Raw genomic sequence first — 24,012 nt, forward strand, 5'->3', positions numbered from 1 at the left:
GGCCTTGCGGCGAATGCTCGCCGCAGAACATAGTGTCGTTGTAATGGATACTGCTGATGTTCGGGAAGTAGAATCTCTTAGCCTTGATCCACCGATCTGCTTGATGTTCGGGGGCTCACTCGAATTTGAGCTCGGACACGATGAGCGGGCAGGAGGTAGTGTCCCGGTCTCTCACCGGTCTCTTCCACACTGAGCTTCCCGGAGGCTCCTCCATAACTCCGGTCTCGGGCCCCCCTTTCAGAGGCGAATTGGTCAGATCGACACTGTCCGGGGTGGTCCCAACGCCGATTGCCAGAGTCGTGAGAACTCCGTCGCCCACGGCCAGGCTCTCGGCAGGTGCAGGATCAGTTTCCTAGCCCGGTGAGCAATCCGGGCCGGGACGCTGATGATCCGTGTTCGCAGCGTCTGGGCGCGCACCTTGCCCATCCGTCCACCAACGACTCCGGCAGCAGCCCGCAGCAGGTTGTGCGTGATCGCTGCGACTGCGAGCCAAGCGGCGTTGGCGTTGAACACCCCGGAGGGCATATGCGCCAGGGCACCATTCTTCAGCTCCGCATTGATCTGCTCGATGATCGCGTGTCTGCGATGGATGTGATCAGCAGCGACAGTGTCGAAACGATCCTGATCGACGGTGGTGAAGAACGCGTGGTACCGGAACAAGTTGAACAACGGGTCTTGCCCGGCAGCCCGTTTTGTTTCGTTGAGTTCCGGGATGCGTCTCACCACCAGACGCCCCGTCGTTTGCAGTGCCTTCTTCTTTGAGGTGAACGCGGTGAATGGGATCTCAGCGACTTCGGCCTTCGAAATCCATGCCCCGGAATCTTCGTCGTAGATCGCTTCGGGGTATTCGATGCCAGTCCAGGAGTCATCGCTGATCATTCCGATCGCTGCTTTGACCCTTTTGTCCATGCGTACCGTGATCGACACATGAGCCCCGCCGTCGTGGGCGGCTTTGACGACGCCTGATGAGTAGTATGCCGAATCAGCGCGCACCAACACCGAAGTGCCAGAGTTGATCCGGGTTGTGGTGGCCAGAGCGTCGGAGACGAATTTGTCAGCACCCCGGGCTGAGGAGGTTGAGCCTTTGCGCAGGCGTTGACCGACGATGATTTGGCCGGAACTGGCAGTCGATGCGGTCGCCAATAGTGCGTTGAGCCCGCGACTACCTTGGTAGCCGAACCCGGCTCCCTGCTTCGACGCGGAGTGAACGTCGATGACGGTGTCGTCGACATCGACGAAGATCATTGACGCCTGTGCACTGTCCTGGTTCGTGGGCAGCAGCGGTGTGTGCGCGTTGAGGTTGGTCAGGAAGCGGGAGGAGATGGCGTCGAGTTGTCTGACGTGGCCGAAGGCGAACGAGCGGAGGAACGAGCCCAGTGTCGAAGGGGCGTAAACGCGGTCGAAGAGGTGTTTCATGCCGCCGTGGCGGACGATGTTCATGTCATCGATCGAGTCGGCCCCGGCAGCCATTCCTGCGACCAGGGTGGCCAGTTTCGGTGCTGGGTTCGCGCCTTTGTCCGCCCCGGTTGTGGTCACGGTCAGACGGTCTTCGGCGAGGGCTGGCAGGCCTGCCTTCTGGGCCAGTGCCATGATCGGGACCAGCCCGGTGGTTGCGGTGAGGTTCTCATCGTCGAAGGAATGGGACGCAGACGCGGGTGTGTGGTTGAATAGCACCTGAGAGGTGCCCCTTTCTGGGCGGGATTGGTTGACTTAGAACATCATCATTTTCCCATTTCAGAGGGGGCATTTCCATTTCATGCGCGGCTTGATCCGGATACTCGCATCGGTGGATCAAGGCTTAGCGATTCTGGGGGAAGCAAGGAATCAATGCCGGGTGAGGAACCCTCGAGTTGGGTTGACCGACGCTGGGGAAGCTGGCTGCGGGCCCTAGTAGTTGCCGTTCTCACCGCTAGTGTCGCCGCGAAAATGGTGGAGCCGGAGAATGAACCCACCCTGCAGTGGCTCATGGTCGTCGCGGTTGTTCTGTGCCTGCTCGCTGGAATTGCCATCCTCTTCAATCCAGTGGACCCCGATCGAAGTGTGATTGCTGCCCTTATCCTGGCTCTAGCGGCACAGCTCGCCGGGTTAGTGGGCGGGGGGAACTTGGCGGTACCGGCCTTTCTTGCATTCCTGGCCTACGAGGCCGGTGCCTATTCCTCACACAGGGTGCGCCCGTGGCTGGGCTTCGGTATTTTTGGCGGCAGCGCCGCGATGGTGGTGGCTACCTCGATTCTTTTCCGGCCATGGCTGATGGATTCTGATTCGTCGCTGCTGGCGACGATTGGTGTCTGTGCCCTTGGCATCGTCATGGTGTGGATCGCTCCCTTTTTTGCGTGGTACTACGGGCTGGGAGTGCGGGGCAAACGCCGGCCAGCCGCCCGCTGAATGATGGGCGCTAAAATGGTTCCGGTGAGTGACAACCAGCCGGAACAGACCGAGAACACCGATCTCCGCCGCCAGTGGAACGAACTTGCCGAGGAGGTCCGCAGCCACCGCGAGGCCTACTACAACGGTGAGCCCTCGATCCCGGACGCGGACTTCGACAAACTTTTCCAGTCACTGCTGCGTCTTGAGGAACAGCACCCTGAGCTGGCCGTCCCCGACAGCCCCACCATGGAGGTCGGCGCGCCGGCGCCGGAGGAATCCACCTTCGCCAACGTCGAGCACCTCCAGCGCCTCATGAGCCTGGACAACGTCTTCGACGACGACGAGCTCGCCGAGTGGCTGGAGCGAACCCCTGCCGATGCGTACCTCACCGAGCTCAAGGTCGACGGCGTCTCCATCGACCTCGTCTACCGCGACGGCGCGCTGGAGCGGGCGGCAACGCGTGGCGACGGCCGGGTCGGCGAAGACGTGACCGCCAACGTGCGGGTCATCGAGGATATTCCGCACCAGCTCAGTGGAGAGCCGCCCGCACTGATTGAGGTGCGAGGGGAGATCTACATCCGGCCGGAGGACTTCCCGGACATCAACGCCCAGCGGGTCGAGTCCGGCAAGCCCGCCTTCGCCAACCCGCGCAATACCGCCGCCGGCGGCCTGCGCCAGAAGAACACGGCAGACGTGCGCAAACGTCGGTTGCACTTTGTGGCCCACGGCATCGGGGCCCGGGAGGGTTTTACTCCCGCGACTCAGCACGAGGCCTACGAGGCGCTCGCGTCTTGGGGGCTGCCGACCTCGCGCTACACCGATCTGGTCACCACGGCTGCCGAGGTCCGGGACAAGGTGCGTTACTGGGCGGAACACCGCCACGACGCGGACTTCGAGATGGACGGCGTGGTGGTCAAGGTCAACTCGCTAGCCGAGCAGCGCGGCCACGGCTCCACCAGCCGCGCCCCCCGGTGGGCCATCGCCTACAAGTACCCGCCGGAGGAGGTGACCACCAGGCTCCGGAACATCCTGGTCAACGTCGGTCGCACGGGACGGGTGACCCCGTTCGCCGTGATGGAGCCGGTGTTTGTCTCCGGGTCGACGGTGTCCATGGCGACGCTGCACAACCAGACCGAGGTGCAGCGCAAGGGCGTGCTCATCGGCGATACCGTGGTGGTGCGCAAGGCGGGGGAGATCATCCCGGAGGTGTTGGGCCCGGTCGTCGAGAAGCGGGACGGAACTGAGCAGGAGTTTGTCTTCCCCACCCAGTGCCCGGCGTGCGGTGCCACGCTCGCGCCGCAGAAGGAGGGCGATGCCGACTGGCGATGCCCGAACACCCGGTTCTGCCCCGCGCAGTTGACGGCGCGGCTGACCTACCTGGCTGGGCGCGGCGCCTTCGACATCGAGGCGCTGGGGGAGAAGGGGGCGCGGGATCTCATCCGCTCGGGCGTGCTGGAGGACGAGTCCTCGCTGTTCGACCTCGACCGCGAGAAGCTCACCCGGACCTCGGTGTACACCACCAAGTCGGGCAAGGTGAACGCCACCGGTGAGAAGCTGCTCGAGCATCTGGAGACCGCGCGCAACACCGACCTCTGGCGGGTGCTTGTCGCGCTCTCCATCCGCCATGTGGGGCCCACCGCCGCCCGGGCGCTGGCCTCACGTTACGGATCCATGGAAACGCTGCGGGCCGCCCCGGTGGAGGACCTGGCGGACACCGACGGCGTGGGCATGATCATCGCCGAGTCGTTCACCGAGTGGTTCAGCGTGGACTGGCATGCCCAGCTCGCCGAGGCCTGGGCCGCCTCCGGGGTCACCATGGCCGACGACCGCTCCGATCGGGCAGAGCAGACCCTCGAGGGGATCACCGTCGTGGTCACCGGATCGCTGGAGAACTTCACCCGCGACGGCGCGAAGGAGGCCATTCTCGCCCGCGGGGGCAAGGCGTCGGGGTCGGTGTCGAAGAGGACGGACTACGTCGTCGTCGGTGAGAACGCCGGATCGAAGGAGGACAAGGCCCGCGAGCTGGGGCTGCGGATTCTCACGGAGGCGGAGTTCGAGACCCTGCTGGAGAATGGCTCGGTCTAGGGATCCTCAAACGCGGACAAATGTACAGATAAGGCCAGGTGTCCGCTAGGCTTCTCGCAATTTAACGGGAAGTTCTGGACCGAGGGGACCGACCATGATCAGGAAAACTACTGCCGCAGCGGTTGCACTGACATTCTGTGTTGCCGCGCCTGTGAACGCCGCCGAGGACGACGCATCGAGCGACACCACCCTGTGGCACGACCTCGCGGCGGCCTCATCGGGGAGCTCGTTGTCGTCGACCGGTAGCTCCATCAACGCAGCCGCCACGATCCTTGAGGGGCTGGGTTCGTCCGACATCGAACTTCCCGCCTCCTCGGTTTACATTCCCTCGACCCCGCCTCCGGCCGTCGACCCGAGCATCGTCGTGCCCGAGGTGGTGGTCGTGCGGGCGGAGGGCCGGTTGGAGGAGTGGTCCGTTGTGTCCCCGTCCATGGGCAGGGTGGTGACGGTCCAGGTGTTCCGGGCCGCCGACCCGGCCCAGCCCGCGCCGATGCTCTACCTGCTCGACGGCGTGGAGACACCTCATCCCTCGGACTGGCTCGGCGCGGGCCGGGTTCCAGAGCTCATGAAAGACGAGCAGGTCACCGTGGTCATGCCGACCGGGGCGCGCGCGTCCATGTGGGCCGACTGGTACGCCGACGATCCGGTCACGGGGAGAAACCGGTGGGAGACCTTTCTCACGCAGGAGCTTCCGCCTCTGCTCGAGCGTGACGTGCCGTTCAACGGCCACCGGGCCATCGGCGGGATCTCCATGGGTGCCACGGGCGCGCTGGCTATCGCCAACCGCCATTCCGAAAAGTTCGACGCGGCCTTCGGGCTGTCCGGGTGTTACTCCACCTCCACTCCGCTGGGGTACCTCTCCTCGAGGTTGACCGTGGAGACGCGGGGCGGGGACGTGGACAACCTCTACGGCCCGCGGGGCAATGCGAGCTGGGAGCACTACGACACCCAGCTCGACCCGTCGGGGCTCAAGGATATGACCGTCTACCTGTCCAGCGCGCGGGGCAACGTGGACAGGACCAACGACGAGTACCAGAACTACCCGTACGAAAACTTCGTCGTCGGCATCGCCCTGGAGGAGTCCGCCTACCACTGCACCAGGGAGCTGGAGAGGGAGCTGAGGGATCAGGGCACGTCGGATCTGCACGCCGACTACGCCGCGACCGGGCAGCACGACTGGGGCAACTTCCGCCGCTATGTCGAGCCCGCGTGGGAGCACATCAAACCCGCGCTGTACTAGCGCAGCAGCCGCCCGATGATGGCGGCCAGGTTGCCCAGATGGAGCACCTCGCTGGCGAGGAAGTCGGGGCCGCCGAGACGGCCGATGGCCATCACCAGCGTCGTTCCCTGCAGAGGCGCCGCGGCCAGGGCCGTGTCCAGGACGGACCAGGAAGCCGGGATCCAGCTCTCCCGGTCGGGATTGAGCACCCGCGCGCGCTCGACGTCGATCGAGGGAGGTGCCGTGCCGTCCTCCTCCGGGGCGGCGTCGGAGGCGGACACCCGGCGAATGGGGTCGGAGGTGTCCAGGATGATCGCCCACGAGGCGGTCATCGAGCGGGGGATGACCGCCACGAGATGGTCGAGGGCGACCTGGGCATTCGTGTGATGGAGGGCGACGTCGGCGAGCATCTCTATCTGCCCGCGTCGATCGACCCGGCCGGAGAACGGGCGGATGGAGTCGACCTCGGCGCCGTCGACCGAGTGGACGGCGGTGACGAGGATGTCGGCCATGGCTCCCGGGGGGACCTCGATGACGATGTCGTCGATGACGGTGCCGTCGGGGGAGACCTCGACGATGTCCACGGACTTGATGTTTCCGCCGACGTTGCCGAAGGCCTCGGCGAGAGCGCCCAGGCTGCCGGGCTCGTCGGGTAGCTGCACGCGGATAAGGAAGGACATTCTTTTCACACTCCAGGGGGTGCCTGTGATCTGCACAGACAGTCATGACAACCTTATGTATTGCCCGGTTGCCTTGGCAATATGGGGGTGAAAAGTATTCAGTCGGCCCCGGGCGACGGACGAAGGGCCAGGCTACAGTGCGGGCCGACGGGCTCAAAAACCGGTGGTGAACAGGATCTATTGTTACGGTCGCCGGGCCACGCCGGAGGATTACCCGGCTTCGGGCCCGCGCCCGGGAATCTGCAGACCCGGCCCGCGGTGGGGCTGGAGAGGCCGGGCCGGGCGCGCGGGGAGCCGTATCGGCGGTGCAGTAGCATGTGGCAGAGACAAGACCGAAGCAATGTGCAGTACGAAGGATGGATAACCGGTGCCTGAGATCACGCGCGACGAGGTAGCTCACCTCGCCAAACTCTCCCGGCTCGCCCTCAGCGAGGACGAGCTCAAGAACTACGCCAAGCAGATCGACGAGATCGTCGCCACGGTGTCTGCGGTTCAGGGGGTCGATGCCCAGGGCGTGGAGCCGATGAGCCACCCGCACTCCATTCCAGCCACGATGCGCCGCGACGAGGTTGTCAAGACCCTTGGCACCGAGGAGGCCCTCGATCAGGCCCCGGCCGTCGAGGACCAGCGTTTCCAGGTACCGCAGATTCTCGGAGAGGGCCAGTAGCCATGACCACCACGTTCACCACCCCGGAGTCCGGGCTCACCTCGCTCACCGCTGCCGAGCTCGCCGAGAAGATCCACTCCCGCGAGGTCACCTCCCGCGAGGTCGTCCAGGCGCACCTCGATCGCATCGCCGAGACCGACGGTGAGATCAACGCGTTCCTGCACGTCGGCGCCGAGGAGGCGTTGGCGGCGGCGGATGCCGTGGACAGGTCCCTGGATGCAGGGGAGAAGCCGGCGTCCCCGCTGGCCGGCGTCCCGCTCGCGCTCAAGGACCTGTTCACCACCACGGATGCGCCGACGACTGCCGCGTCGAAGATCCTCGAGGGTTACGTCGCGCCCTACGACGCCACCGTCACCCGTAAGCTCCGCGAGGCCGGCATCCCCATCCTGGGCAAGACCAACCTCGATGAGTTCGCCATGGGTTCCTCCACGGAGAACTCGGCGTTCGGCCCCACGCGTAACCCCTTCGACCTCGAGCGCACGGCCGGTGGCTCCGGCGGCGGCAGCTCCGCCGCGCTGGCGTCCGGCCAGGCTCCGCTGGCCATCGGCACCGACACCGGCGGCTCCATCCGCCAGCCCGCGGCGCTGACCGGCACGGTGGGTGTCAAGCCGACCTACGGAACCGTGTCGCGCTACGGCATGATCGCCTGCGCGTCCTCGCTGGATCAGGGCGGGCCCACGGCGCGGACCGTTCTCGATGCCGCGCTGCTGCACGAGGTCATCGCGGGCCATGACGAATTTGATGGAACGAGCGTCGATAAGCCCGTCGCTGATGTTGTGGCTGCCGCCCGCGAGGGTGCCTCCGGTGATCTCACCGGCGTCAAGGTTGGGCTGATCAAGCAGTTCGAGCGAGACGGCTGGCAGCCGGGAGTCATGGAGGCGTACCACGCCGCCGTGGAGCAGCTGGTCGCGCAAGGTGCGGAGACCGTCGAGGTCGACTGCCCGCACTTCGACGACGCCCTCGCGGCGTACTACCTCATCCTGCCCTGTGAGGTGTCGAGCAACCTCGCACGTTTCGACGGCATGCGCTACGGACTGCGCGCCGGCGACGACGGCACCCGCTCGGCCGACGACGTCATGTCCATCACCCGCGCCGAGGGCTTCGGGCCCGAGGTCAAACGCCGCATCATGCTGGGCACCTACGCGCTGTCGGTGGGTTACTACGACGCGTACTACCTGCAGGCGCAGCGCGTGCGCACCCTCATCGCCCGCGACTTCGCCCGGGCCTTCGAGCAGGTGGACGTGCTTGTCTCCCCGACGACGCCGACCACCGCGTTCAAGCTCGGCGAGAAGAACGACGACCCGCTGGCCATGTACAACTTCGACCTGTGCACGCTGCCGCTCAACCTCGCCGGCCTGTGCGGAATGACCGTCCCTAGCGGCCTGGCCTCGGACACGAACCTGCCCACGGGCCTGCAGATCATGGCCCCGGCGTTCGCGGACGACCGCCTCTACCGAGTCGGTGCGGCCTACGAGGCCGGGCGCGGATAGCCGAAAGGCGACTTTCGCCGCCGAAACCTAAAGGTTTCATGCGGTGTTCATGGGGGAGTCATCCGGGGGCTTCATGATGTAGGCGGATAACCGCCCCACCACGAAACCCCCACAAAGGATGACCCCCGTGACCCTGACCGTTCCCACCTCTCTTGGCAACGAGGCCGTCATCCCCCGGGCCGCCCACAAGGGACCGCTGCGCCGGGAACCGCTTTCGGGAAGGGTCCAGTTCACCTACTCCACCAGGTTTGTCTCCGCCAAGGTGCAGGCGTGCCCCGCGTCCTACGAGCTGCTCGCCGGTGAGGACGTGGCGCCTGCCCCGGGGGATGTCGTCATCGCCCGGATCTCCGGGATCGCCAACCATAAGCGAGTGGAGACGGAGACCTCACGGAAGGCGATCATCTACGAGGGCGCGCTGGTCGCCCTGGCCTACGGGCACCGCTACGCCGCCGATCAGTTCCTCGCGCACGTGCCGGGCAACCTGGGCCGGTGCCACCTCGTGGCCGCGGGCGGCGTCGCCGGGACCGTCACGCAGGTGCATGCGCTGATCGACGCCCCCACGGGCATCGAACCCCTGGGTCTGCTCTGTGACGCCGACGGGGTGGTCAATCTCCTGGGCGCGGCCCCGTACCAGAACGTGCCCGTCGCCGAGGCGCCCGTGTCTCGCCCCGAGGTGATCGCGATGCTGGGAACCTCGATGAACTCCGGAAAGTCGACCGTGATGAGCTGCCTGGTCAACGGCCTGACCAACGCCGGCTACCGCGTCGGGGCGGGCAAAGTCACCGGCACCGGCGCCGGTAACGACCGCATGCACTACTTCGACGCCGGGGCCAACGAGGTCATCGACTTCACCGACTTCGGCTACGCCACCACCTTCCGCCTCGACTACGACGCCGTGCGTGCCCTCACGGTGAACATGGTCGACGTCCTGTCCCGGGGCAACGACATCGTGCTCATCGAAATTGCCGACGGTATCTGCCAGGAGGAGACGGCGGCACTGCTTCGCGACGACGTCTTCCACCACACCGTCGACCAGGTCGGCTTCGCCGCGGTTGACGCCCTCGGTGCCCGTGCCGGGGTGGATTTTCTCACGGCGGCCGGTCTCAAGGTCGGGCTGGTCTCCGGGGTGCTCACCTCCTCCCCGCTGGCGATGGCGGAGGCCGCGGCGCTGGTGGCGGAGTCGGGGGTTCCGGTCATCGGCACCTTCGACCTCACGGCCGCCGAGGTGGCCAAGGGCCTCACCACCCGTTAGATGACCACCCCAGCCCCCATGCCCGCCCTGTGGGCGGGCAAACGCCGGCGACTGCTGGTCACCCTCGTCGCGCTCGGGGTGGTTCAGGCGCTGCTGGCCGTGCTCATGGCCGTCGAGGTCGAGGCCCTGCTGGCCCCGGCGCGCGCGACGACCACCCTCGGGGTGGTGCTGGTCATCGTCAGCGTGCTCGGCGTCGGCGGCGCGCGGTGGATGGAACGGGTCGCGGCCGAGGAGCTGGGCCAGGACTACGTCTTCGAGCAGCGCCGGCGCCTGGTCACCTCGGCGATTGCGGACGCGGACTATTCCGGCTCGCTCGGGGTGACCGTCACCCGGGCGTCGAATGATCTCAGCGCGGTGCGCAACTGGGTGGCCCTGGGCGTCGCGGCCCTGGTGACGGGTGTCCCGCTCATCGTGGTGGTCCTCGCCGCGCTCCTCTTCCTTGATCCGGTCATCGGCCTCGCCGTCACCGTGCCGCTGGCGCTGGTGGCGGCCGCGGTGCCGGTGCTCGCGCGGATCACCTTCGACCGGGCCCGGACGCTGCGCCGGCAGCGGGGCCGGATGTCGGCCAAGGTGGCGGACACGGTGCTGGCGGGCGAGTCCGTCCGCGCCTCCGGGGCGGTCAGCCGGGAGCTCCGGGCCATCGACCGCGGTTCGGACAAGGTGGTGGCGGCCGCGATCGACCGGGCCTGGATCACCGGCCTGACCCGCGCCCTGACGGCCACCGCCGCGTCCGCGTGCACCGTGGTCGTCGTCCTCGCTTCCGTCCTCGGACTGGCCGAGCCCGCCACCGTGGCCTCGACGCTGATGCTGCTGGGCATCCTCGCCGGGCCGGTGACCGACCTCGGCCGGGTGATCGAATACCGGCAGAACTACCTCGCCGCCACGAGGATCCTCGCCCCCCTGCTCTCGCGCGCGGACGACCTGCGCGAGCAGGAACGGGAGCGGGAGAACGCCTGGCCGGAGGAGCCGGTCCCGGACGTCGCCGCCGTCGGCGTGCGGGGCCTGGTGGTGGATGACCGGCTCCTGCCCGACCTGCGGGCACGGCCCGGTGACCGGATCCGCATGGTGTCGGCGGACCCGCACCAGATCCGGGCCACCGTGGCCACCCTGTCGTCGCTCGACGCCGAAGAGGTGCTGAGCATCGGCGGCCTGGACTTCGGGCGGGCCCCGGGCAAGGTGCGCCGCGAGCTCGTGGGAGTGGCCTCCGACAGCGTTCCACTGGAGCGGGGCAGCGTGGCGCGCCTGACGGGGTTCCGCGCGCCCGGGGTCTCCACGGAGGAGCTTCGGGACGTGCTCGACCGCGTCGGGCTCACGCAGACCATCGCACGCGACGAGCGCGGACTCAGCCTCAGGCTGAAGAACGGCGGCCAGCCGTGGAGCTTCTCCGAGGTGGCGCAGCTCAAGCTGGCCCGGGGACTTCTCCGGGAGCCGCCGCTGGTCCTGCTCGAGGGCATCGACGCGGCCCTCGACGGCGCGGCCCGACAGCGCCTGGCGGACGTGCTGGCGGACTACCCGGGAGTGGCGATCTTCTCCTCCGCAGAGCCCGGAATCTTCGGGGAGAACTACCGCGAATGGGACGTCGACGGCGTCGAGGTGGAGGACGAGGCCGAGCAGCCGCTGCTGGAGGAGGACGACGGCGAGTGAACTCAGGTGAGGCTAGCCTGGTCTAGGAACGCCCGAGATCAACCGAAGGAGCACCGAAACCGCATGGAGCGCACGGACCGAAAGCCACGCCAGGCACAGGAGGCGACCGTCACCGGCCGCACGGAGCTGTCCCCGGACATGGTCCGGCTGTCGCTGAACGCCCCGGGACTCCGGGGCAGGGATCTGGCCTTCACCGATCACTACGTCAAACTGCTCTTCGCCCCCGCGGGAGCGGACTACTCCTGGCCCTTCGACGTGGCGGAACTGCGGGAGACCCGCGAGCCCGCCGAACGCCCCGTCACCCGCACCTACACGTTCCGCCGCGTGGACACCGCCACCGGAGACTTCGACCTCGACTTCGTCCTCCACGGGGACGAGGGCCTCGCCGGGCCGTGGGCGAGGAATGCTCAGGTCGGGGACACCCTGGGATTTCTCGGCCCGGGCGGAGCCTGGCGCCCGGAGGAGGGGTACGAGCACTTCGTCCTCGCCGGGGACGAGGCCGCCGCCCCGGCCATCGCCGCGGCGATCGAGCACCTGCCGGCCGGGACGACCGCGGAGGTCTACGTGGAGATCGCCGCCGAGGGTCACGAGTTCGACATGCCCCGGCGTGAGGGTGTGACGCTGACCTGGGTGCCCCGCAGCGGCGCGACCGAGGGCACCGAGCTCTCCCGCGTTGTGCGCGCCGCCGGCTACCCGGAGAAGCGGACCAGCTGGTTCATCCACGGCGTCGCCGAGATGATCAAGGAGCTGCGCCGGTTCCTCTTCGTCGACGGGGAGATCGAGCGTGCGGACGCCTCCATCTCCGGCTACTGGCGCCTGGGCATGACCGAGGACGGGTGGCAGGCCTCGAAGCGCGACTTCGTCGCCGAGATGGAACGCGAGGAGCAGACCAGCTAGATCACCAGCCGGCGAACCAGCGCTCCAGACGCTCCGGCCCGGTCCAGGGGGAAAGGTCGACGTGGACCAGCGCGGGGGTGTCCGTGCTCACCCGCCGGCCCCGCGCGCTGCCGACGACCTCGCCGTCGACCACGAGCTGCGCCGCCCCGCCGAGAGCGTGGATCCGGGCGGCAACCTCCGGCAGATCGGCCGGCGCGAGCAGCGGGCGGGACAGGGTCAACGTCAGCCGTGCCGAACCCGGCCCGACGCGGGGATCCGCGGAGAACAGCTCCGGACGCGGAGAGAGGACCCGCACGTCGCCCGCGGCCAGCCAGGAGGCGAGGACCGGCTCGGGCGTGCCATCGGGGAGCTCCACCGCCACGTCCTGATCCGCGAAGACCACGCCGTCCGGGCGGGCCAGCGGGTGGGTGATGCGGTGGGCCAGGGCAACGGACTCCACGTTCTTCTCTTCGGCCCCGCCACCGCGCTGCGCCCACTCCGGCTCGAGGTGCGTGGCCACGGCCTCCGGGACGTGGCGGAACTTCGCCCCGGCGTTCCACAGCCGCCAGCCCAGCTCCCAGTCCTCGCCGCCGTAGCCCACCATCGACTCGTCGAACCCTCCCACGGAGGTGAACAGCTCTCTCGGCAGGGCCAGCACCGAGGAGATGATGAAACGCCAGGACGTGTCATCGGCGAGGGTGAGATCGCGGGTGCGCTGCCAGGCGTCGATAAGCCACTGCGGCTCCCCGTCCTCCTGGAGGCGGGTGCCCACGACGACACACGCGGGATCGCGTGCCACGCGGGACACGGCCGCCCGGATGAAGTCGGGTTCGGGGACGGTGTCGGCGTCGAGGAAGACCAGTACGTCGTTGCTGGCGTGGGCGGCGCCGAGGTTTCGCGCCGCGGCCGCGCGGAAGCCGCGGTCCTCCTGGGAGACGACCTGCAGCGGCAGCGGGGTGTCCACGCGGGGCAGCTCGGCGGAGCCGTCATCGGCGACGATGACCTCGAGTGGGCCGTCGAAGGTCTGCGCCTCCAGCCCGCGGACGACCCGGGTGAGCATCTCCGGGTTGTTGTAGTGGGGGATGACCACGCTCACGGACGGGGTGTCCGCGGGGGTGTCGGCGAGCACGTTGCCCCGGAACTCCGCGGCGAAGGTCTCGGCCCAGAGCTCCTGCCAGCGGGTGGCCACCTCGGGCCAACCCCAGGTCACCGGGAGCTCGACCGTCCGGGAGAAGTCCGGGTCGGCGGCGGCCGCGGCGATGTCGGCGGCCCAGTCGGTAACCAGGCGCACCTGGTCGGGGAACAGGCCCGCGACCTCGCGGGCATAGGTACTGTCCGCGACAAGCACGCGGCGACCAGCGGCGAGCCAGCGCATCATCGACCCCGACGCGGAGACATGCAGGTGAGGGCACACGGGCACGGCAATGCGGGCCATCTCCGCCCAGAGATCCTCCTCGGAGAGATAGCCGGTGACCTCCACGCCGGGCAGGTCCATGTCCTCGTGGCCGGCGGAGAACCCGCCGAGCGCGCGCACCCGCAGATCGCCGGCGGCCTCGGCGACGACGTTGTGGCCCTTACCGGGGTAGATGAACCCCAGCACGCCGACCGTGCCGGGCTCCGGGTCGATGTCCAACGACGGGGCGGTGGGCAGCGGCAGCGGGATGACCTCCACCTCGGTGTCGAAAAAGGTCGCCTCGTGGCGGGAGTTGGTCACCGCGAGGTCGGCGGCGGCGGCCAGGCGCTGGTACGCGTCCGCGCGCCGGGCGAAACGCTCCGCACCCTCGCCCTCCTGGGGCACGTCGTGGAAGGAGACGCTGAAGCGCCGCCCGGCCAGGCGCGACAGCAGCACGTCGACCGCCTCGTCCGGGGTGGGCCCGAAGAGGTGGTCGGTGAAGGTGACGTGCACGGGATGCTCGCCCGGCTCGCCCACGCGGCCGCCGGTGTTCTCCGCGAGCAGCCGGGCGTACTCGGTGACGCCGTGCTCGGCGGGCCCGGCGATGAGGTGGGTGAGATTCATGCCCCCAGTCCTAGCAGCCGCATCCGCTCGCCGTGCCGGTCGACCCCGGCGGCGACCACGTCGGGGTTGTCCGCGTAGAACTCGAGGTGTGCTTGCTCCCACCCCTCGGGCTCCGGGAGCCAGGAGTCCCGTCCGGTGACGTCCACCCCCAGCGCCGCCGCGGCACGCTTATCGACGGGCGCCTCCAACCCTCCGAGCAGCTCCCGCCCCGGATCGCCCGGCGTCGCCTCGACACCGAGGGCGCGGCAGACCTGCCGCGCCAGGTAGGTCAGTGTCCCGTTGTCGGGGTGGTTGATGGTGTGCCAGACGGGGTGGTGTTCCAGGTGCTCGGAGACACTCACCGTGTCGTGCGCACGCTCGCGCCGGCGCAGCTGGTCCACGGACATGGCAGCCAGGATGCGCAGGTTCTCGGCGGAGGGCTCCGCGGTCTGTGTGATGCCGCGCGCGGCGGCGAGGACCCGGAGGTCGTGGTAGGGCAGGAGCGGGGGGTTGAGCGACGGATTGCTGGGGGAGCGGATGATCGCCTGGTAGGGCATGAGGCCGTCGAAACGCAGGACGGGGAAGCCGATCAGCCGGCCGTGGGCGGGCAGGTGGCGGCTGAGCTGGGCGGAGCCGCACGCGAGGCCGCGGTAGTCGTCCCGGACGGGCTGCATGATGAGGGCGTCGGCCCGCGCCACCAGGGTCTGCGCCCGGCCGAGGTCCTCCTCGGTCCACTCGTGGATGGCCGGGGTGCGTACGGACAAGACGTCGCCGGTGGAGTCGAGGAGGATGCGCAGGGACTCGGCCTGGCAGTTGCCCACGACGATGACGAAGGGGGGCTCACCGGCGACGGGCAACGGTTTGAGGTCGTAGAACTCCTCGTAGTGCAGCCGGCGGGGGTCGGTGGGGGAGGGTGTGCTCACGGTAGCCGATCCTACTGATAACGACGCATTTATTTACAGGTACAGTAATGGCGTGCCAATCACCCTTCTGCCGATCCCAGCGCAGCACCCTTACGTGCGCGCTATCCGGCCGGAGAACGGGTGGGAGGACTTCGTCGTCCTGGGGGACCCGGTCGTGGACCCCGCGGATCCCGCTCGCTGGTGGCCCCACCCGGCGCTCGAGCCCGAATGGTGGGAGGAGCACGACGCCGACGTGGTGCACCTGCACTTCGGTTTCGAGCACCTCGGCGTGGCAGGGACGGAGGCCTTCCTCGCCGCGCTGCGCCGTCGTGGGATACCCCTGGTCTACACCGTCCACGACCTGGACAACCCGCATCTTGAGGATCAGACGGACTACCACCGACAGGTGGCGCTGCTCGTCGATCAGGCTGCGCACGTGTTCACCCTGTCGACGGGCGCGGCGGACGTCGTCGAGAAGCGTTACGGCCGTCGCCCGCAGGTGCTTGCCCATCCCGCCATCGTCCGGGAGCCGGCGACGGCGCAGCCGGGTCGTGAGCGCGCCGGGGTGTTCCTCAAGTCCGTGCGCGGCAACGTGGTGAAGGACCCGGAGTTCTACCGACAGCTGGGTGCCGAGGTGTATCTGCACGAGGATGCGCCGGTGCTCCGCGACATCGCCGACCACGGTCACGCCCCGATGGACGACGCCGAGCTCTACCGCGCCGTCTCCGCACACCGGGTCGTGGTGCTGCCGTATGTACGGGGCACCCACTCCGGCTGGCTGCGCATGTGCCGCGACCTGGGGGTCAGCGTCGCCGTTCCCGACTGCGGGTGTTACGCCTCGCAGGCCGCGGACCTGGCCGATCCCGGGGTGAGGGTCTACCGCACCGGGGACGGCGCGGACGCCGCCCGGGTGGTGGAGGAGCTGCTGTCCGGGTGGCCTGCAGAACCGGGCCGCAAAGTTGTTGATGATGAGATCCACGACGCGCACCGCGTCGTCTACCGGAAGGTGGTGCAGAGCCGATGAAGATCGCCGTGGTGGCACCTGGACGCCACCCCATCGCCGAGCCCTATTCCGGGGGGCTCGAGGCCTTCTGCGGGATCCTGGTCACGGCGTTGCGACGCCGCGGACACCACGTCGACCTCTTCGCACCCGCCGGGTCGGAGGGGCACGTGCGCGAGTTCGAGTTCCCGCTGGTCGACTGGGTCGGGTCCGTCGACCGGGAGAACGACACCACCTATCCGGCCGGGCATCAGGAGCGCGAGGACGCCGCCTACCGGCGACTGCGCCACTACCTGGAACACGCCGACTATGACATCGTGCACAACAACAGCCTCAACCCAGAGCTGCTGCGCTCACATTCCCTCCCGCTGGTGACCACCCTGCATTGCCCTCCCGTGCCGGCCATGGCCGAGGTGATCCATGACGCCCCGGGCCTGATCACCGCCGTGAGCCACTCGACGGCGCACTCCTGGAGCCTGCCGGGCACCATCGTCGTGCCCAACGCCGTCGACCCCGCCACCTGGCGGCCCGGTCCCGGCGGAGACAAGGCCGTGTGGTTCGGTCGCGTCGTGCCCGAGAAGGCCCCGCATCTGGCCATCGACGCCTGCCGGGTCGCCGGGGTGGAGCTCACCGTCATCGGCCGACGCAGCGACCCCGCCTACTGGGACGCGGAGATCGCGCCGCGGCTGGGTGACGGTGTGGTCTGGCACGAGCCCATGGCCCACCAGGAGCTGGCCCGTTTTGTCGGCCGCTCCAAGGTCGCGGTGATCACCCCGACGTGGGACGAGCCGTTCGGGCTAGTCGCCATCGAGGCGATGTCGTGCGGGACCCCCGTGGCGGCGTTCGCCCGGGGCGGGCTCGCGGAGATCGTCGCCGGCTCGCCGTGCACCGCGGTGCCCTTCGCCGACGTGCTCGGCCTGGCCGAGGTCATCAGGGCGGCCGACGACGTCGACCGCGGGACCGTCACTGACTACGCGCGCGCCCGGTACGGGATAGACAACTGGGTCGCCGCCTACACACGTGTCTACGAGGCGGTTCTGCGCACCGAGGTCGCCTCATGATCGGCATGTACGCCCACCATTCCGGAAGTGGCCACCTGCACCGGGTGCGTGCCATCCGCGCCCACCTCACGGACGACGCGGAGATCCTCTCCAGTGCGCCGGGTGCCGATGTCCCCCTTCCCCTCGACGTCGGGGACGCCACCCCGGACGATCCCACCGCCGGCGGCACGCTGCACTGGGCGCCGACCAACGTCGAAGGACTGACCACCCGCATGGCCGCGGTGGCCGAGTGGATCGAGCGTCACTGGCCGTCGGTGTTCTACGTGGATGTCTCCGTGGAGATCGCGGCCTTCGTCCGGCTTTTGGGCATCCCGGTGGTCACCCTGGCCATGCCGGGGATCCGCGACGACGCACCCCACCAGCTCGGTTACGCCCAAGCGAGCGCGATCATCGCCGCCTGGCCCGACTGGGTGCCGCTGCCCGCGCATCTGTCCGCGCACGCGGAGCGTGTCCACGCCGTCGGCGGCATCTCCCGGCTCTCGCCCGCCCCCGGCGTCGCGCGCACCGGGGAGACGGTCATCCTGCGCGGCGCGGGCGGGGACGACTTCGCGGAGCGGCAGTGGCCCGAGGCCACGATTCTCGGCGGCGAAAACCACGTCGATGATCCGACCCCCTACCTCCAGCGTGCGGGGCTGGTCATCGCCGCCGCGGGGCAGAACTCGGTGGCCGATCTCGCCGCCACCGGCACCCCGGCGATCCTGCTTCCGCAGGACCGGCCCTTCGACGAGCAGCACGCCACCGCGCGGGTGCTCCGCGAGGCGGGCATTGCTGTCGTACCGGAGCACTTTCCCCAGCCGGACGAGTGGGCGGAGCTCGGCTCGCTCGCCCGCGAACGGGCCGGGCAGTGGGCCAGGTGGCAGACCGACGGATCGGCGCGCCGCGCTGCCCGGGTGATCGAGGAGGTCGCCCGGTGAACACCGCCGTGGTGACGCTGTCCGACGACACCCGCCTCCCGCACGTCCGCCGGCAGGTCGCGGCCCTGCGCCGCTGGTCGCCCGGGATCACCCACTACCGCGGCCAGCTGGGCGGCGACCGCAACCTCGCGCGCACCCGCAACGCCACCGCGCAGGCGGCCCTCGATGACGGGGCCGAATTCCTGGTCTTCCTCGACGCCGACTGCATCCCCGGTCCCGGGCTGGTCAGCGGGTACATCGACGCAGCGCGGCAGCGCCCCGGGGAGATCTACTGCGGGCCGGTGACCTACCTGGATCCGCCGCCCGAGGGGGGCTACCGCCTCGATGAGCTCACCGGGCAGACCTCGCCGCACCGCGCCCGGCCCAATCCTTCTCCCGGTGAGCTCGTTCCGGGGACTCACGATCAGTGGGACCTGTTCTGGTCACTGTCCTTCGCCGTGGACGCCGACACCTGGCGGGCCGGCGGCGGGTTCGACGAGTCCTACACCGGCTACGGCGGCGAGGACACGGACTTCGCCTACCGCCAGCGTGAGCTGGGCCAGCGGCTGTGCTGGGTGGGCGGGGCGCACGCCTACCACCAGTGGCATCCGGTGTCCTCGCCGCCGTGGGAGCATCTCGACGACATCCTCGCCAACGCCGCCCGTTTCCACCGGAAGTGGGGCGTGTGGCCGATGGGCGGGTGGCTGGACGCCTTCGAGCAGGCCGGGGCCATCGAGTTCGACGGCGAGCGGTGGCGACGTCGCTAGACTGTGAGCCATGTCTCTCAGGCTTTCCCACACGACGTTTGATTCCCTCGACCCGTTCCCCACCGCAGAGTTCTGGCGGGAGCTGCTCGGCTGGGAGATCCACGAGCCGGAGTGTTACCGGCCGGGCTCCGAGGAGTGTTACCTCCGCGGCCCCAGGGGCGAGGTGCTGCTGTTTCTCCGCGTCCCCGACGCCAAGAAAGTGAAGAACCGGGCGCACCTGGACCTGGTTCCGGAGAACTCCACGAGGGACGCGGAGGTGGAGCGGGCCCTGGAGCTGGGCGCGCGTCTGGTCGATGACCGGCGCGGCGATCTCAGCTGGGCCGTGCTCGCGGACCCGGAGGGAAACGAGTTCTGTGTCCTCTCCGGGCCAGGTGCCTGACTACTTGCGGTCGGAGTGCAGGTAGGACGCGATCGAGGTCACGGCGGTGACGGCGAGAACTGCCGGCCATGAACCGATCTTCTTGGCCAGCGGGTGCGAGGCACCGAAGGCACCGACGTAGAGAGCGCTGAGCGCGGCCGTGGTCAGCGGGTTGGTCTTCTTGGCCCAGCTGCGCCCGGCCCACACGCCTGCGGCGGCGAGCACGACACCCCCGAGGGGGCGGATGCCGGTCTCGCGGGCGGTGATCCAGCCGCCGAGGAGGCCGAAGGCGGTGACGGTGGCGGTGCTGACGTTCTTGGGGTTCTTGATATCAATCATGGGCATGCCTGCAGAGTTTAGCCCTGCGTAGGATCATCCGGGATGAGAAACGAACAAGCTGATTTGCGTCGGGCCTGGCTGGCACTGCTGGCCCTGGCGCTCGGGTTCTCCATGACCATGCTCGATCAGGTCTCCGTCGCCGTGGCGCTGCCGGCGATCGCCGCGGCCTGGGACGTCTCCTACGCCACCGCGGTGTGGGTATCCAGCGCCTACCTGCTCGCCGTGGTGGTGCCGCTCCTGGCCACGGGCCGGATGGGCGACCGGTTCGGGCTGCGCCGGATGTTTCTCGCGGGGGTCGTCGTGTTCACGGTGTTTGCCACGGCCTCGGCGATGGCGCCGTCGTTTAGCCTCCTTCTCCTGGCCCGCTTCCTCCAGGGGCTGGGGGCGGCGATGCTGCTGCCGCAGACCCTGGCGATCATCACCCAGGTGTTTCCCCAGCAACGGCGCGGCACCGCGCTGGGGGTGTGGGGAGTGGTCGGCGCGATCACCGGCATGTTCGCCCCGATTCTCGCGGGTTATCTCGTGGGCAGCGTGGGGTGGCGGTGGATCTTCCTGCTCCATCTCCCGTTGGGACTGATTGCCCTCGCCGCGGGGTGGGCGTGGGTGCCGAGGCTCCCCGTGCACCCGACCAGCATCGATGTTTTCTCCGTGGTGCTGTCCTTCGTGGGTATCGGTGCTTTGGTCTACGCCATTCAGGGCGGGCTGAATTCGCCCGAGCTGTGGATCGCCGGGGTGGTCGGTGTGGTGGCCACGGCGGGATTCTTCCTGCGCCAACGGCGGGCCGGTGCCCTCGTGCCGCTGCGGCTCTTTCGCGGGCGCAACTTTGTCGTGGGCACGGGCACGATCATGGTGATGGGCGCGTTAGCCTCGGCGCAGTTCATCCCCCTGATGACGTGGCTGCAGGATGATGTGGGCCTATCCGTGGAGACGGCCGGGCTGGTGGCCACCCCGATGGCCGTGGTCGGGTTCTTCATGGGCCTGCTGGGCGGCTGGCTCTCCGACCGGGTCCGGCCGGCCGTCATGCACCGGGTGGGGTTCGGGATCCTCGCACTGTCGCTGCTCATCGTAGTCGTGCTCATGCGTGGCGACGACCGTATGCCCGGACTCATCGCCGCGGTGCTCGCTGCCGTCGTCGGCCTGGGGGTGGGGCAGTCCTTCATCTGGGCCTCGAACGCCGCCGCGGTGTTCGGGGAGGTCGATCCCGCGGACATGGGCGCGGCCTCGGGCGCGTATAACATGTCCCGCCAGCTCGGCGGGGTCCTCGGGGTGGCGGTTGTCGGCGCGATTCTCGCCGGGTTCGGGCCGGCGGCGGCGATGGCGGCCCTGGCCGCGCTCGTGGTCGTGGGGTTCGTGGCCGCGGGCCTGTTCAGCACAGCGCCCGTCCAGCCCGAGCACTAGGGTGGGAGGTATGCGTCTTGCCACTCTCACGTCCGGCGGCGACTGCCCCGGACTCAACGCCGTCATCCGAAGCATCGTCCGCACCGCCAGCTCCAACTACGGCTCCACCGTCGTGGGATACCAGGACGGCTGGGTGGGTCTGCTGGAGGACCGGCGCGTCGACCTCTACGACGACGAGAAGATCGACCGCATCCTCCTGCGTGGCGGCACCATCCTCGGCACGGGGCGGCTGCACCCGGACAAGTTCAAGGCGGGGCTGGAGCAGATCAAGGCCAACCTCGCCGACGCGGGCATCGACGCGCTCATCCCCATCGGCGGCGAGGGCACCCTCAAGGGGGCGAAGTGGCTCTCGGACAACGGGGTCCCCGTGGTCGGCGTGCCCAAGACGATCGACAACGACGTCAACGGCACGGACTACACCTTCGGCTTCGACACCGCCGTCTCCGTGGCCTCCGACGCCATCGACCGCCTGCACACCACGGCGGAGTCGCATGACCGGGTGATGATCGTCGAGGTCATGGGCCGTCACGTCGGCTGGATCGCCCTGCACTCCGGGATGGCCGGCGGCGCCCACTACACCGTCATCCCCGAGGTGCCCTTCGACATCGACGACATCGTCAAGGCCATGCAGCGCCGCTTCCAGATGGGGGAGAAGTACGGCATCGTCGTCGTGGCCGAGGGTGCGACGCCGAAGGAGGGCACCATGGAGGTCGACGAGGGGCAGATCGACCAGTTCGGGCACCAGACCTTCACCGGCATGGGCCAGCAGATCGGCGACGAGATCCGCCGCCGCGTCGGCCAGGATGTGCGCACCACCGTGCTCGGGCACATCCAGCGCGGCGGCTCGCCGACCGCCTACGACCGGGTGCTGGCCACGCGCTACGGCGCCGCGGCAGCGAGGGCCGCGCACGAGGGCAAGTTCGGCTCCTGCGTCGCGCTGCACGGCGAGATCATCGACCTCATTGACCTGGCGGACGCCGTCGACACGCTCAAGACCGTGCCGCAGTACCGCTACCAGGAGGCGCAGTCCATGTTCGGCTAACGCGGGCCCGCGGGCTACCGTGGGTGCATGAGTTCTCCCTCCGTCTCCGACGCACAGGACCGCAGCGCACTGCTGGCCACACTCGGGTTCCCGCTACTGGTCATCCTCGGCGGCGTCATCGGGTTCGCACTCCCGGACGTCACGTCCCAGGGAGCGTCAGCGGTGAATCCGCTGCTGGGCATCATCATGTTCGGCATGGGCCTGACGCTGAAACCCGCCGATTTCCGTCTGGTGTTCACCCGTCCGCTGCCCGTGGTCATCGGCGTGATCGCGCAGTACCTCATCATGCCGCTCACCGCGGTGCTCGTGGTGTGGCTGCTGCGGCTTCCCCCGGAGATCGCCGCGGGAGTCATCCTCGTGGGATGCGCACCCGGCGGCACCTCGTCCAACGTGGTCAGCTACCTCGCGCGTGGCGACGTCGCTCTGTCCGTCACCATGACCTCCGTCTCCACCCTGCTCGCGCCCGTGATCACTCCGTTGCTGGTCGCGTTGCTGGCGGGTGAGTACATGCCCGTGCAGGCAGGGCCGATGGCGCTGTCCATCGTCCAGGTCGTTCTCGTCCCCGTCATCCTCGGCCTGCTGGTGAGCACCTTCCTGCCCCGGGTAGTCGAGGCCGTGACACCCGTGCTGCCGTGGATCTCGGTGATCGCCATTTCGTCCATCGTCGCCATCGTCGTCGGCGGCTCCCACGAGCGCATCCTCGAGGCCGGCGTCCTCGTACTCGGCGCGGTGATTCTGCACAACCTGCTGGGGTACCTCCTCGGGTACGGCGTGGGCGCGGTGTTCGGCCAGCCCGTCCCGGTCAAACGCACCATGGCGATCGAGGTCGGAATGCAGAACTCCGGCCTGGCCGCGGGCCTGGCGGCGACGTACATGTCCCCGCTCGCCGCCCTTCCCGCCGCGGTGTTCTCCGTCTGGCACAACCTCTCCGGCGCGCTGCTCGCCGCGCTCTGCCGCCTTCAGGACGCTCGCCGATGAGCGCGTATTCTCAGGCCCCTTCGCTGACGGGAGAGCATGTCCGGCTCGAGCAGCTGACTCCGGCGCACGAGGAGGATCTGCGGGCAGCCTGCGCGGACGGTGAGCTGTGGAAGCTCTGGTACACCTCCGTGCCTGAGCCCTCGGGGATCGCTGCGCAGATCAGTGGGCACCTCGCCGCCCAGGCTGCGGGCGAGCGGGCGCCTTGGGCGGTCGTCGATACGCGTTCCGGGAGGGCCATCGGGGTGACCACGTATCTGGGCCTCGCGCCGGAGCACAAGCGGCTGGAGATCGGGCATACCTGGTACGCCGGGTCCGCCCAGGGCACGCTGGTCAACGCGGAGGCGAAGTACCTGCTGCTCACGCGGGCTATCGAGGAGCTGCAGGTGCACCGCGTCGAGTGGCGCGTGCACTGGTTCAACAACCGTTCGCGCGCGGCGGTGGAGAAACTCGGCGCCAAACTCGACGGGGTGCTGCGCAAACACACGATCCTGGCCAACGGGACCGTGCGCGACACCTGTGTGTACTCGCTTATCGACGACGACTGGCCCACAGCCAGGTTCGCGCTGGAACATCGATTGGGGCTGCTGTGAAATCTGTGCACGTGTCACGGGTTTTCCGGGTTTCCGCAGCGGAGGTGTATGAGTTCGCCTCCGACCCGGCAAATCTGCACCTGTGGGCCGGCGGGCTGGCTTCCGCGCCGGTGCGGGTGGTGGACGGGACCGTCGTGGTGGAGTCGCCGATGGGGGAGGTGAGGGTGCGTTTTGTGGAGACGAATAACTTCGGGGTGCTCGACCACGACGTTGAGCTTCCGGACGGCACCGTGGTGACCAACCCGATGCGGGTGTTCGTGCACCCCGAGGGGGCCGAGGTGGTGTTCACCGTGCGGCAGCTGGGAATGTCCGAGTCTGAGTTGGCGGCCGACTGCGCGGCGGTTGCGGCGGACCTGGAACGGTTAGAAAAAATGTTCTAGTCTGGGGTTGCGGGCTGGCCGTTACCTG

The 24,012-nt window shown here is 68.7% G+C and carries 23 protein-coding genes; 18 read left to right on the forward strand and 5 right to left on the reverse strand.

Annotation, left to right across the window (positions count from 1 at the left end):
* Positions 1-252: 252 nt before the first annotated feature.
* Positions 253-1,674: an IS1380 family transposase gene (locus CDOO_RS05975; protein ID WP_038573261.1), complete on the reverse strand. Its 1,422-nt coding sequence runs from the start codon at positions 1,672-1,674 to the stop codon at positions 253-255.
* A 252-nt stretch (positions 1,675-1,926) separates the two neighbouring features.
* Between CDOO_RS05975 and CDOO_RS05980 the strand changes: the two genes are divergently transcribed.
* From CDOO_RS05980 to CDOO_RS05990, 3 genes are all read left to right on the forward strand, one after another.
* On the forward strand, positions 1,927-2,385 hold the full coding sequence (locus CDOO_RS05980) for a hypothetical protein (RefSeq protein ID WP_155861369.1): 459 nt from the start codon (positions 1,927-1,929) through the stop codon (positions 2,383-2,385).
* Between the two features lie 15 nt (positions 2,386-2,400).
* Complete coding sequence (ligA, locus tag CDOO_RS05985) at positions 2,401-4,452, forward strand: NAD-dependent DNA ligase LigA (RefSeq protein WP_018022604.1); 2,052 nt, start codon at positions 2,401-2,403, stop codon at positions 4,450-4,452.
* Positions 4,453-4,546: 94 nt separating this feature from the next.
* Positions 4,547-5,692 carry an alpha/beta hydrolase gene (locus CDOO_RS05990; RefSeq protein ID WP_026159452.1) on the forward strand — a complete coding sequence of 382 codons (1,146 nt, stop codon included), beginning with the start codon at positions 4,547-4,549 and terminating at the stop codon, positions 5,690-5,692.
* Here the strand turns inward: CDOO_RS05990 and CDOO_RS05995 are convergent.
* Entirely contained in the window at positions 5,689-6,351 is a 663-nt protein-coding gene (locus tag CDOO_RS05995; protein WP_018022602.1) for an ACT domain-containing protein, read from the reverse strand. The two genes, CDOO_RS05990 and CDOO_RS05995, sit on opposite strands and share 4 nt — an antisense overlap.
* A gap of 367 nt (positions 6,352-6,718) precedes the next feature.
* Between CDOO_RS05995 and gatC the strand changes: the two genes are divergently transcribed.
* The 5 genes from gatC (at position 6,719) to CDOO_RS06020 (ending at position 12,301) form a co-directional block, all read left to right on the forward strand.
* A complete protein-coding gene (gene gatC / locus CDOO_RS06000; protein WP_018022601.1) occupies positions 6,719-7,018 on the forward strand; it encodes an Asp-tRNA(Asn)/Glu-tRNA(Gln) amidotransferase subunit GatC in 300 nt (99 codons plus the stop codon).
* 2 nt (positions 7,019-7,020) lie between these two features.
* Positions 7,021-8,508 carry an Asp-tRNA(Asn)/Glu-tRNA(Gln) amidotransferase subunit GatA gene (gene gatA, locus CDOO_RS06005; protein ID WP_018022600.1) on the forward strand — a complete coding sequence of 496 codons (1,488 nt, stop codon included), beginning with the start codon at positions 7,021-7,023 and terminating at the stop codon, positions 8,506-8,508.
* Between the two features lie 118 nt (positions 8,509-8,626).
* Positions 8,627-9,760: a P-loop NTPase family protein gene (locus CDOO_RS06010; protein WP_018022599.1), complete on the forward strand. Its 1,134-nt coding sequence runs from the start codon at positions 8,627-8,629 to the stop codon at positions 9,758-9,760.
* Positions 9,761-11,404: an ABC transporter transmembrane domain-containing protein gene (locus CDOO_RS06015; protein WP_020384666.1), complete on the forward strand. Its 1,644-nt coding sequence runs from the start codon at positions 9,761-9,763 to the stop codon at positions 11,402-11,404.
* A 63-nt stretch (positions 11,405-11,467) separates the two neighbouring features.
* Positions 11,468-12,301 (forward strand): siderophore-interacting protein, encoded by an 834-nt coding sequence (locus tag CDOO_RS06020; protein WP_018022597.1) that lies wholly within the window; start codon positions 11,468-11,470, stop codon positions 12,299-12,301.
* Between the two features lies 1 nt (position 12,302).
* On the opposite strand, the gene CDOO_RS06025 is transcribed toward CDOO_RS06020, so the two are convergent.
* Together CDOO_RS06025 and CDOO_RS06030 are read right to left on the reverse strand one after the other, a co-directional pair.
* Positions 12,303-14,297, reverse strand: coding sequence for a glycosyltransferase (locus CDOO_RS06025; protein WP_018022596.1), 1,995 nt, complete (start codon positions 14,295-14,297; stop codon positions 12,303-12,305).
* Entirely contained in the window at positions 14,294-15,199 is a 906-nt protein-coding gene (locus CDOO_RS06030) for a WcbI family polysaccharide biosynthesis putative acetyltransferase (protein ID WP_018022595.1), read from the reverse strand. Before CDOO_RS06030 ends, CDOO_RS06025 begins: the two co-directional genes overlap by 4 nt.
* Before the next feature lie 52 nt (positions 15,200-15,251).
* Here CDOO_RS06030 and CDOO_RS06035 point away from each other — a divergent pair, with 52 nt between their 5' ends.
* From CDOO_RS06035 to CDOO_RS06055, 5 genes are read left to right on the forward strand one after another with little or no spacing between them, the layout of a single operon-like run.
* The gene (locus CDOO_RS06035) at positions 15,252-16,202 is read left to right on the forward strand and encodes a glycosyltransferase family 4 protein (protein ID WP_018022594.1); all 951 of its coding nucleotides are present in this window, start codon (positions 15,252-15,254) and stop codon (positions 16,200-16,202) included.
* Positions 16,199-17,239, forward strand: coding sequence for a glycosyltransferase family 4 protein (locus tag CDOO_RS06040; RefSeq protein WP_018022593.1), 1,041 nt, complete (start codon positions 16,199-16,201; stop codon positions 17,237-17,239). Before CDOO_RS06035 ends, CDOO_RS06040 begins: the two co-directional genes overlap by 4 nt.
* A complete protein-coding gene (locus CDOO_RS06045) occupies positions 17,236-18,153 on the forward strand; it encodes a glycosyltransferase (protein WP_018022592.1) in 918 nt (305 codons plus the stop codon). The genes CDOO_RS06040 and CDOO_RS06045 overlap by 4 nt, the downstream gene beginning before the upstream one ends.
* Complete coding sequence (locus CDOO_RS06050) at positions 18,150-18,899, forward strand: glycosyltransferase family 2 protein (RefSeq protein ID WP_018022591.1); 750 nt, start codon at positions 18,150-18,152, stop codon at positions 18,897-18,899. The genes CDOO_RS06045 and CDOO_RS06050 overlap by 4 nt, the downstream gene beginning before the upstream one ends.
* A gap of 10 nt (positions 18,900-18,909) precedes the next feature.
* Positions 18,910-19,278, forward strand: coding sequence for a VOC family protein (locus tag CDOO_RS06055; RefSeq protein WP_018022590.1), 369 nt, complete (start codon positions 18,910-18,912; stop codon positions 19,276-19,278).
* Here CDOO_RS06055 and CDOO_RS06060 read toward each other — a convergent pair whose 3' ends face one another.
* Positions 19,279-19,602 carry a hypothetical protein gene (locus CDOO_RS06060; protein WP_026159450.1) on the reverse strand — a complete coding sequence of 108 codons (324 nt, stop codon included), beginning with the start codon at positions 19,600-19,602 and terminating at the stop codon, positions 19,279-19,281. It lies immediately after the preceding gene.
* A gap of 36 nt (positions 19,603-19,638) precedes the next feature.
* Between CDOO_RS06060 and CDOO_RS06065 the strand changes: the two genes are divergently transcribed.
* From CDOO_RS06065 to CDOO_RS06085, 5 genes are read left to right on the forward strand one after another with little or no spacing between them, the layout of a single operon-like run.
* Complete coding sequence (locus CDOO_RS06065) at positions 19,639-20,994, forward strand: MFS transporter (protein WP_026159449.1); 1,356 nt, start codon at positions 19,639-19,641, stop codon at positions 20,992-20,994.
* Positions 20,995-21,004: 10 nt separating this feature from the next.
* Positions 21,005-22,036 carry a 6-phosphofructokinase gene (locus CDOO_RS06070; RefSeq protein ID WP_018022587.1) on the forward strand — a complete coding sequence of 344 codons (1,032 nt, stop codon included), beginning with the start codon at positions 21,005-21,007 and terminating at the stop codon, positions 22,034-22,036.
* Between the two features lie 27 nt (positions 22,037-22,063).
* Entirely contained in the window at positions 22,064-23,014 is a 951-nt protein-coding gene (locus tag CDOO_RS06075; protein WP_018022586.1) for a bile acid:sodium symporter family protein, read from the forward strand.
* On the forward strand, positions 23,011-23,604 hold the full coding sequence (locus tag CDOO_RS06080) for a GNAT family N-acetyltransferase (protein WP_018022585.1): 594 nt from the start codon (positions 23,011-23,013) through the stop codon (positions 23,602-23,604). The genes CDOO_RS06075 and CDOO_RS06080 overlap by 4 nt, the downstream gene beginning before the upstream one ends.
* Before the next feature lie 11 nt (positions 23,605-23,615).
* Positions 23,616-23,984, forward strand: a complete 369-nt coding sequence (locus tag CDOO_RS06085; protein WP_038573742.1) for a polyketide cyclase — start codon at positions 23,616-23,618, stop codon at positions 23,982-23,984.
* Positions 23,985-24,012 lie beyond the last annotated feature (28 nt).

It is taken from the genome of Corynebacterium doosanense CAU 212 = DSM 45436, assembly GCF_000767055.1.
Taxonomy (GTDB): domain Bacteria; phylum Actinomycetota; class Actinomycetes; order Mycobacteriales; family Mycobacteriaceae; genus Corynebacterium; species Corynebacterium doosanense.